Raw genomic sequence first — 9716 nt, forward strand, 5'->3', positions numbered from 1 at the left:
ATCTCCAACCGCTCGAAGGCACTGTGCTTATGGACGTCCATACGCGCAGTCTCTTACCGCGCCGGTTAGTCCGAAAGGCGGTTTAGACCGTAGGCGTACTCAGATCACGTAGTGGCGCTCTCAGCATCTGAACGCCGCTGCAGGTGAGCGGCAGAGCGACGCCGGAGAAACTAAAGAACTTTGGAAGCGACGGACGAGCAGGCCAACCGGCGGAGATTGCCGGTCTATACGTAGCAGCGGCCGATCCGTCTCTCAGTTTCTCGACAAGACAGATCTTCGGCGCAACCGGTGGCAATGGACAGCTGGCCTGACGGAAGCAAAAAAGGTCGGACCGCCAGTGTTCGTATCGACCGCCGCATGGTTCTGCCTTGAGAGCGACACGCATCGGACGTGATCAGCACGCGGGAGAGAGGCCTACCCCGCGTGCTCTGTTCGTCCGAAGAGCGTTCAGGTTTTCCGACCGCACACGGGTCGTCAGCGTGATCTCGCTCCCGGATGCGTTCGCGGGGTTAGGGAAGGATAACGGCATGCGGGCCACTCCGCCCGCATGCTCGGCACCGTTGCTTAAATTTCCGCCCAGTCGAGATCTGTGTCATATTTGTTGTAGGGCACGGAAAAGTCGAAAATCTCATCTGACGGCATCGCATTCAGAAGCTTGAAATCAACACGCACACTTCTGTCTCGTAACGTGCACTGCTTGCGCGTTTTCACAGTGATGTCTCGTTTTGGATCGTCTTTGATTCTCGAGATCTTGTTCAGCCGGGGCTCGACTTCGAAAATCATATCGATCAGGCGGGCGAGCGGGATCCGCTCGGGCTATGGAGGTGACAGGAACACCGGTTCGCGTGAGCGCGGGGAGGCAGCTTTTCGATCCATTCGCCCGAAATGCAGACAGGCAGCTTACGGCCCTTAATAGACATCAGCTGTAATCTCATTCACTTTCGGTTGCATGTTAACCAACGCACGATAGACGCTTGTTCGTCCGACTCTCAATACCTTCGCTATTTGTGTCGGCCCCTCCCCCGCAGCATGACGACGCCGGATCTCGTCGTCCGGCACGGACTTCAAGCGCCCCACTCCCGCATAGATGCCCCTCGCCTTCGCTGCCTCGATCCCCGCTCGCTGTCGCTCCAGGATGAACTTGCGCTCCATCTCGGCCACCATGCCGAGCACCGTGACAACGATGCGTCCGACATCACCCCCGGTCGTAAGCTCAGGATCGAGAATGCGAAGGGAAGCGCCTTTCTGGTCGAGTTCGTGCACGAGGTTGAGAACATCACGGGTCGAGCGGCCGAGACGATCGAGGCGCACCACGACCAACTCGTCCCCTTCCCGCAAAAACTGCATCACGGTCGCAAGCTCGGGCCGATCCTCGGCGGACTTGCCCGACATCTTTTCCGAGCGGACGACCTGACAGCCGGCAGCTTTTAGCTTCTCTAGCTGAATGGTGAGATCCTGATCGGTCGAGGAGACGCGGGCGTAGCCAAATCGGGGCATGGAAGGCGTACTTTCGTACCAAAACGGTGGCTGAGACGCATCCTCTGTACCAGAAAGCAAATTGGACCGCTATGGCACGTTGCGCGCTGTTCCAGTCAACTGTCCCATAGCGGTATACCGATTTAACGCACTGAGGGCTATCAAGCGCAGCGGCGGTGACATCATCGTAGTCGGTTCCGCATCGGCATTGCGGACACTTCTGGCCTATGCCATCTGCGAGGTGATGACATTAATCGCTCTTGTAGAGGAGGACTCGCATGTCCGCAGCTGAAACGGTGACCGATGTCCGTATAAGCGCCAACGGTCGAATGGTCTTGCCGCTTGCCGTTCGCAAGGCGATGGGATTGTCCGGCGAGGCGCGAGTCATCGTGACAGTCGAAGGCGACGAGGTTCGCCTTTCGCCGATCAAGCATGTGGTGACGCGCCTACAAGGGCTTTATCGAGAGCACGCCAAGAACGACGCCGACACCGAAGCCTTCCTTGAAGAACGTCGTCGCGATGAGGGTGCGGACCATTGAGTGCTCGGATCGTTTTTGATACCTCGGCCATCATAGCCCTTCTACGTGATGAGGCTGGCGCCGAGACGGTGGCATCGTGGGTGGGGCAGGCCGCCATGTCTGCGGTGAACCTACAGGAGCTGGTCAAAAGCCTGCTTGCGCGTGGTCTCGCGCTCCCCGTCATCGAGGAGATCGTGTCGGATCTGCGTCTCGAGATCCACGACCATGATCGAACGGCCGCTTTTGCGGCGGCAGCCTTGGTTGAAGCGACAAAGGAACATGGCATCGGCCTGGGGGATCGCTCCTGCATGGCGCTCGCCATCCAGCTTGGCGTCCCGGTCCTCACGGCGGACAGGGCTTGGGCGAAAGTTCGGGTGGAAGGTCTGCACGTCGAAAAGGTCCGGTAAAAGTGTAGACCTATTTGTCTGACTTCAGAAAGCCTTCAGGCAGGAGCTGACCTTCACAAATTTGGCCTCGCAGGCTATGGAGCCGACTTCCTAACCGGAACCTCCGCACTCAAAGTCTATGCAACCAAAGAACGGCGGGGCCTGAATTTGAGACGAGGGCGGCCTCAAAGAAAACCAAGCGGCAGATCGTTCCAACCGAAGAAGGTTCCCACTGGGATCGAGCGGCGCAGTGCCGAGACCAGGGCTCGCCATCGCCCTTCGGCAGCGCCGAGACGCTGCCGATGCTACTTGCGAACCACGACGCCGTTCGGATCGACCGCGACGATACGGCCGCCGCGAGCGATCGCGATGCTTTGGGCCGTCAGCGGGAGGTTGGTCCAGTTCGGCACGGCGTCGTCGCCGCCCTTGGTCCAGAGCACGTTGGTCGGCTTGTTGGTCACGAGAATGCGCCCGTCCGCAGCCGTCGCTATGTCGCTGACGTCGACACCGGCCTGCACCCAGGAACCGCTTCTGCCGCCGCGATAAACGTTGCCGTCCATTCCGATCGACCACAGAACGTTCGCGCTCATGGGAGAAACCCGAAGCGCTTTTCCCGGAACGTTGGTCCAGGCCTCGACGTCACTGTCGGCATTCTTCAGCCAGATCGTGTCGTCCAGGGATGTGACGACGACCGTTCCGTCTTCCGAAGCGCCGACAGTCTTGGCACGGGCTCCGACCACCTTCCATCCGGTTCCATTGTAGCGATAGACCGCATTGTCGGTGCCGATGGCGTAGAAGCTCTTGGCGGTGACCACCGCGACGTCCTTCATGCCGACCGGGGCGGGAATGGCGGCGGCGGCGTTGTCGCCTGTCAGCTTCCAGAGAGCGCCCGTCTTGGAGTTCAACACCACGGTGGTGCCGTCGCCGCCGCGAGCCACGCGCTTGGATTCGATCCCGATCTGGGCCGCCAACGGCCCGGCGCCCTCGGGTGCCGGAATAACGGCAGCGGCCCCTCCGAGAGAGACGATGACACCTTTGGAGGGCACCCCGGAGGCATCGAGGAGAAACACCATGTAGTAGCCGGGAGGCGCAAGGTTCGCATTCGCCGGCATCGTCACGCTGACGTCAGCGCCCGACTGGGACACGGTCGCCGGAATATAGCGCTGGCCGCTGTTGAAGCTGTGCGTCGTCGAACCGAGACCGACCACCGCGGCCCGCGCGATCGTCTGGTTGCCGGCGAGCGTCGCCACGAACTTCGCGCCGTAACCGAGGCCGGTGGCGCTGACGCGGGCGACCACAGGTCGCTCGGCCAGCGCGGGCGCGCCGTTCACCGTCTTGAAGAGGTAGGGCGGATAGTAAACCTCGGCATTGAGATTATCGACCGGGCCGGGAACGCCGCCGCCGGTGACGAGGACGCTGCCGTTCGGGAGGAGCAGAGCGGAGGAGTGGTAGCCGCGATAGGTCGCAGCGCTCGCGCCGGTCCGCCATCTTCCCGTCGAGGGCGTCCAGATTTCGGCGGGATAGACCGCATTCGGACCCGCATTGTCGCCGAACCGCGTGCCACCCGTTACCACGACGCTGCCGTCCGCGAGAACGGTCGCGGTGGCCCACTGGCGCGGATGGGCCATGGCGGGCTGTTCGGTCAGGATCGCGCTTCCACCGCGAATATCGAACACGGTGGCAGCTGCACTGGAAGGGGTCTGCTGACCGTTCGCGGCGCCGTTTCCGCCGACTTGCAGAATGCGACCGACGTCGAACATGACGGCTGTCGAGGTCGGGCCAATGTTCGGTTTGGCGGTTGCGCTGTAGCTGCCCTTGAATGTACCGAGCGTCGCAATCGTCCCGTTTCCGGTCGGGTTCAGCGTCCACATCTTGTCGGCGGAAAGCCCGAAGACGTTGCCGCTGGGCGCGACCCACATGCGCGGATACCACCAACGGTTGAGGTCGGGACCGAACGCGTCGCGGCTGGTGGCGCCGACAAGGCGTGTCCAACCGCCGCTGGGCTTATATATCTCCGGCGTCATCGAAACGTCGCCACGCTGAAGCGATCCGGCGACGTCGTTGTAGGCTTCGGTCGCATAAGGCGCAGCGCCGCCGGCGATCAGAGCCCTTCCGTCGGGCAGCGAGATCATCGAGGCATACCAGCGGCGGGAAGCCAGCGCGGACGTCAGTGCGGTCGGCGTCGCCTTGCCGGGATCGAGCAACGTGCTTGCCTGAGCCGACAGACCCGATGCCCCCGAGCTTCCCCCGGAAATCAGCATGCTGCCCGAGGTCAACAAGGTCGCGGCACTGCAAAAGCTATCGATCGCCTGCGCATTGGGAAAGGTATAGTGGGAGGCGGGATCATCGAGACCCTTGTTCGGATCCCAGAGGTCGAAGGTACGGCCGTCCTGGACCCCCTGTGCGAGCGGCGTGCCGTAGGTCATGACGGCGCCAGACGGCATCAGCGCGGAATGAAGCGCGACGAGAGGCCAGCCCTTCACGCTGGACCACAGGCCTTTTTCGGGCGCGTTGGCGGGCAATGCCAGATCGACAAGTAGGAGGTCGGGCTTCGCGCCGACCGCGATCTGAGCCGACGCCGGGAGAACATGCAGCAGCAGCAAGAGAGAGAAGGCGGCTCTCGACACCGCGCGTACATTGCCTATCAACGGTTCATCTCTCATCATTTTTCCGCGTTGAGTATTAGATTTGCCATACGCCGTTTATCGCAACCACCCTTACGGCAGGAGTATGCGTAATATCATTCTGGTATTAACGTAAACGAGCGACTATACATAAACGAGGCTTACAGATCTCGAAGATCTAAATGTCGAAAGCCCGTTGCCGAGCCGTCGAAAGACGCCTTTCCTCATCTACAGTTCGTCGATCGCGGCTCGTCCAAGGGCGACTCCTTATGAAGCGTATTCCTCCCTAGCGTAAGCCATGTAACCCGTCCTGGAACGTCGATCCCGACTGGGTCGAAAATGTCGGCTTCCTGCGACACCCGATCAAGGCACCAGCGAGCGAGTTGGATCGCAAACCGCCTTCCCCCGCCCTGAGTGTAATCAACCGTCGTTTGTCTTTTAACCAACCGTTTTTACGACAATTCCTGCGTCCGCGATCGTCCTCTGGAAAACCAGCTTTTGCCATGTTGCAGATCTGTATTGCATAATCATGATCTCCGCACCATGATCGGGCATGAGTTCTGCAACAAAGATCGGCTATGCCCGGGTCTCTACCGACGACCAACGCCTCGACCTCCAGTGCGATGCGCTGTTGGCCGCCGGCTGCAGTCGCATCTTTGAGGACAAGGCGTCGGGAGCACGAACGACACGCCCTGGTCTCGACCAGGTGCTCTCGCATCTACGCGCCGGCGACACGCTCGTCATCTGGCGCCTCGATCGCCTTGGGCGAACGACCCACCAGCTCGTCGGCCTGCTCGAGCAGTTCGAGCGAGACGGCATCAAACTGCAGTCGCTTCAGGATGGGATCGACCCCTCGACCGCGCTCGGACGCACCATGCTCCAGATCGGCGCGGTCTTCGCGGAAATGGAGCGCAACCTCATTCGCGAACGGACGAAGGCAGGGCTATCGGCAGCCCGTGCCAGGGGGCGGCTGGGTGGACGCAAGCCGAAGATGGATGCGGCCATGCTCGATACGGCCAAGCGCCTGATGAAGGATCCCGATCTCACCATAGCGGAAATCGCCGAGCGGCTCGGCGTCAATCGGTCGACACTCTACCGATCGCTCAATCGCAAAACGACAATGCAGCCAACGTAGGGCAGGGCGGCTTGGACGGGTCATGCTGCGGAACAGGGTACCAGGAGAACGAGAGGACCGTGCCGATCAAGCCGGAGCTGCGTGGCTTCTATCCCATCGATTGGCGCGAGCTGTCTCACTCGGTGCGCTTTCGCCGGGCCAAAGGCACCTGCGAGCGCTGCGGGCGCCCGCACGGCAGGATCGTCTGCGTTCTCGCGGACGGCCGCTGGTTCGACGAGGAGCGCGGCCAGTGGCGCGATGGGCGGGGTAAGCGCGTTCGCACCAACATCGGCGTTCCGGCGGAGCTGCCGGAGGGCTTTGGTCATCGCACGACGAAGGTCGTGATCGCCTGTGCCCATCTCAACCACGATGTCGCCGACAACGCCGCGGCCAATCTCGCCGCCCTCTGCCAGCGCTGTCACATGATCCACGATCGGCCGCACCATCTCGCCCGCCGTCGCATCACCTACCTCATGCGACGTGCCATCGGAGACCTGTTTGCTGGGCCCTACCGGTAGCGTTCAGTTCGAGGCCAAGCTTGATCACTAGACTCCCTCTACCGACCGCTTGAAGCTGCCTGATCGGTGCGGTCAGAATTCATTCCATTCGTTAGGAACGAGCGACGTGGCAACTTCGCGCTGCAAAGCAGCAGTAGTTCGCATCTGCGTGACAGGAGCCCCCCCCCCGAGCGTAGAAACTTTTCGTTGCGGCTTAGATATTCGCGGCCCTGGCTTGGTCTCGGAGTTCTGAATTTGCACATTATGCACGGCTGTGCTTACGCTGAAGCGACCAGATAACTGGGATAGACTTTCAGTCTCACTCGCCAAATGCTGCGCGGCAGCTGTCGTTTCCTCGACCATCGCAGCGTTCTGCTGCGTGACCTTGTCCATCTGATCCGCCGCCATGGAGACCTCTTTCAGACTTGTGGCTTGATCCCGGGCGCTCGACGCGATGCCGGTGACGATGCGGTTCATCTCCGAAACGCCTGTGAGGATTTCCTTGAGCGAACGGCCGGAGGCCGAAACGAGTTCGACGCCACGCTCGACCTGCGCGGTTGACGCCGAGATCAGGGCCTTGATCTCCTTGGCCGCCTCGGCAGAGCGCTGCGCAAGGCCGCGCACCTCCTGTGCAACGACCGCAAATCCGCGCCCCGCCTCTCCAGCTCGCGCCGCTTCCACGCCAGCGTTGAGCGCTAGTAGATTGGTCTGGAAGGCGATCTCGTCGATCACGCCGATGATGCGCCCAATCTTATCAGACGACTGTTCAATTTCCTCCATGGCACCAATGGCATTGGTGACAATCTCGCCGCCTTTTTCAGCACTCCTTTGAACCAGTGCTGCGGTGTTTCGTGCTTCACCGGCATTGCCAGCCGTATCGTTGATGCCGCGCGTGACCTCGGCGAGAGCGGCAACGGTCTCTTCCAGGCTAGCGGCCTGCTGCTCGGTGCGCTGCGAGAGATCATTGGATGCAACAGAAATCTCCGCGAGCCCGTCGCTGATGGTGGCGACCGACTGAATAAATTGCCCGATCAGTGCTTCTAGCGCTGCGACAGCGCCATTGTAGTTTTCAGCCATCGGTTTAAACGCGTCCGAGATCGCGGTCGGCGCACGGGCTTGCAAGTCGCCCGAACGAAGCTTCTCAAACGCAGCGGCGAAAGCGTCCATGGCGAGACGTTGGCTGGCGCTGTCCGCCGCCTTGGCTTCGGCTTGCGCCCGTTCGGCCTCCAGCGTGTCGAGATAGACCGAAACGCCATAATCCATGTCGAGCAGCGCAGCTTTGACCACCGTCGCGATCTCGGCGGCAAGCCCTTTCGCCCCCTTGCGACCAAAGCGCGTCGGCCAGCGCCTTTCCACGATTTGTGTCACGAGCCCTTCTAAGATCAGGGCATAACCGCCGATGTACCAGCGTGGCTCTAGGCCGAGTTTGGCGTGAACCCGGCCCACTGACGATACGCCTGAGACGTAGTCGCTGTCGTATCGCGCTTCGGAGATAATCTCCCAATGCTTGATCTGCCGGTTTTTTGCGCTGGTGATGTGCGCTTCGTCTGCGAAGAAGCGACGAGTGTGCGCATTCACACGTGCTCGGGAATAAAAGAGATCCAGCGCCGGACCAATACCCAAGCTTATGGTCGACTTCAGGATTTTAAGGCGCTCGCGCGCAGCTGCATCGAGGCCTATGAACTCCAGCCGCTCGTTCAACGAGCTCGTTTGCGGGTCGCTCATCGTGTTTCCAATCTGTCCGACGGACTTGGATCATGTTTGCCGTCGCCAGCCGAGCTGCGGACGGATGTGGAGATAAAGCAGCAGCGAGCAATCAACCTCTCGAAGCGGCATGCACATGCTTGGCTATGGCGCCGCCACATGGCATCAACTAGAGTCGAAGACAAAGATAAATTACTATTACTCTTACTAGCAATAACTCGAACGGTTTATTTGCCAGTTAGAGGTTAACTGTCGCAGCTTACGTGGAGCTTTTGATAAGTAATAATTAGTATTATTGCAATATTAGATTTTATCGCATACCAACTAATTCCCTTATGCTATTACTGTATTATATATTTGCATGCTATCTTTATCAATTAGCCCGTCAGCGCAAACGCGCAGCGTTCGTTGACAAGCTGGAGTGGACCCCATTTCGCCGGGCAGGCGGCGGTTGGGTTTAGGCACTGAGCCTGATGAACTCGCGGGGCGAGCGGAACTTCAAGCCTGAGTGAGGGTGGACCTCGCAATAATCCTCGATCCAGTCGGGGATCAAGGCGAGAATGGTGGCCGCGTCAGGCAGGATCGAGATGCTGGCATAATCCCGTTTCAGCGTTTTGACGAAGGCCTCGGACATGCCGTTCGACTCTGGGCTACGCACGGGTGTGAAGAGCAGCGTCAGGCCCAGTGCGCGGGCGGTGTCGGCAGTGTCCTTGGCAATATAGGCGCTTCCATTGTCCGACAGCCATTCTGGACGTCATGCGGCACCCTGGTTGTGCCGAAGCGACGCTCGAAGGCGGTGACCATGAGGTCGCGCACCATCTCGCCGGAGATACCGGCCTGCGCGACGGCCGACCAGGCGATGATCTCGCGGTCGCAGGCATCCAGAACGAAGAGAATGCGCACGACTTCGCGGTTGCGGGCATGGATCTCCAGATGGTCCGAGCACCAGCGCACATTCGAGCGCAGCGCGATGACGACGCCGTCATGCGTTCGGCCGGGCCGTCGGGCAGTATGGCGCTCCAGCGTCAGGCCGTGATGCTGCATGATCCGCAGCACCCGCTTGGCATTGACCGTCGGCTGCCCCTCCGCTCGCAGGTGACGGTTCAGCAGCGCCGTGACCCGCCTGTAGCCATAGGTCGGGCGAGCGTCGACGATGGCACGGATCGGCGCCAGGAACTCGACATCCTCGACCTTGCGATACGGCCCCCGCGGCTTCACCGCCCTGCCGCGTCGCTCGTTGATGTAGGAACAAGCGACGTCCAGCGTCCGCGCCAATGCGCTCACCGTGAACCGTCCGTTGGATCGCTCCAGGACAGCAAGGGCGATGTCCGTTTATGGAATGGCTCGCCCCTTTTCCTCGGCGCATGATCTGCGCCGTTTGAGACTGGCAAGGAGGC

7 protein-coding genes and 1 pseudogene are annotated in these 9716 nt (G+C 60.7%); 4 read left to right on the top strand and 4 right to left on the bottom strand.

Annotated elements, in window-relative coordinates; translation table 11 throughout:
- Nucleotides 1–909: 909 nt before the first annotated feature.
- Nucleotides 910–1497, bottom strand: coding sequence for a recombinase family protein (locus ASG62_RS16075; protein WP_056698645.1), 588 nt, complete (start codon nucleotides 1495–1497; stop codon nucleotides 910–912).
- 257 nt (nucleotides 1498–1754) lie between these two features.
- Between ASG62_RS16075 and ASG62_RS25770 the strand changes: the two genes are divergently transcribed.
- Both ASG62_RS25770 and ASG62_RS16080 read left to right on the top strand, forming a co-directional pair.
- The gene (locus tag ASG62_RS25770) at nucleotides 1755–2015 is read left to right on the top strand and encodes an AbrB/MazE/SpoVT family DNA-binding domain-containing protein (RefSeq protein WP_082537453.1); all 261 of its coding nucleotides are present in this window, start codon (nucleotides 1755–1757) and stop codon (nucleotides 2013–2015) included.
- A complete protein-coding gene (locus tag ASG62_RS16080; protein ID WP_082537454.1) occupies nucleotides 2012–2401 on the top strand; it encodes a type II toxin-antitoxin system VapC family toxin in 390 nt (129 codons plus the stop codon). The genes ASG62_RS25770 and ASG62_RS16080 overlap by 4 nt, the downstream gene beginning before the upstream one ends.
- A gap of 284 nt (nucleotides 2402–2685) precedes the next feature.
- Here the strand turns inward: ASG62_RS16080 and ASG62_RS16085 are convergent, their stop codons facing one another.
- Complete coding sequence (locus tag ASG62_RS16085) at nucleotides 2686–4983, bottom strand: galactose oxidase-like domain-containing protein (RefSeq protein ID WP_244487673.1); 2298 nt, start codon at nucleotides 4981–4983, stop codon at nucleotides 2686–2688.
- Nucleotides 4984–5557: 574 nt separating this feature from the next.
- On the opposite strand from ASG62_RS16085, the gene ASG62_RS16090 reads away from it, so the two are divergent.
- Complete coding sequence (locus tag ASG62_RS16090; RefSeq protein WP_056698650.1) at nucleotides 5558–6139, top strand: recombinase family protein; 582 nt, start codon at nucleotides 5558–5560, stop codon at nucleotides 6137–6139.
- Between the two features lie 59 nt (nucleotides 6140–6198).
- Complete coding sequence (locus ASG62_RS16095) at nucleotides 6199–6636, top strand: hypothetical protein (protein WP_056698652.1); 438 nt, start codon at nucleotides 6199–6201, stop codon at nucleotides 6634–6636.
- Nucleotides 6637–6708: 72 nt separating this feature from the next.
- On the opposite strand, the gene ASG62_RS16100 is transcribed toward ASG62_RS16095, so the two are convergent.
- Nucleotides 6709–8340, bottom strand: coding sequence for a methyl-accepting chemotaxis protein (locus ASG62_RS16100; protein WP_082537455.1), 1632 nt, complete (start codon nucleotides 8338–8340; stop codon nucleotides 6709–6711).
- Between the two features lie 436 nt (nucleotides 8341–8776).
- Nucleotides 8777–9651 (bottom strand): annotated as a pseudogene (locus tag ASG62_RS16105) (IS3 family transposase); the annotation flags it as partial.
- Nucleotides 9652–9716 lie beyond the last annotated feature (65 nt).

It is taken from the genome of Aureimonas sp. Leaf427 (assembly GCF_001425485.1).
Taxonomy (GTDB): Bacteria; Pseudomonadota; Alphaproteobacteria; order Rhizobiales; family Rhizobiaceae; genus Plantimonas.

Bases quoted from the DNA above. Each gene is read 5' to 3' on its own strand.
- ASG62_RS16075 (WP_056698645.1), bottom strand. From the start codon at position 1,497: ATGCCCCGATTTGGCTACGCCCGCGTCTCCTCGACCGATCAGGATCTC.
- ASG62_RS25770 (WP_082537453.1), top strand. From the start codon at position 1,755: ATGTCCGCAGCTGAAACGGTGACCGATGTCCGTATAAGCGCCAACGGT.
- ASG62_RS16090 (WP_056698650.1), top strand. From the start codon at position 5,558: ATGAGTTCTGCAACAAAGATCGGCTATGCCCGGGTCTCTACCGACGAC.
- ASG62_RS16100 (WP_082537455.1), bottom strand. From the start codon at position 8,340: ATGAGCGACCCGCAAACGAGCTCGTTGAACGAGCGGCTGGAGTTCATA.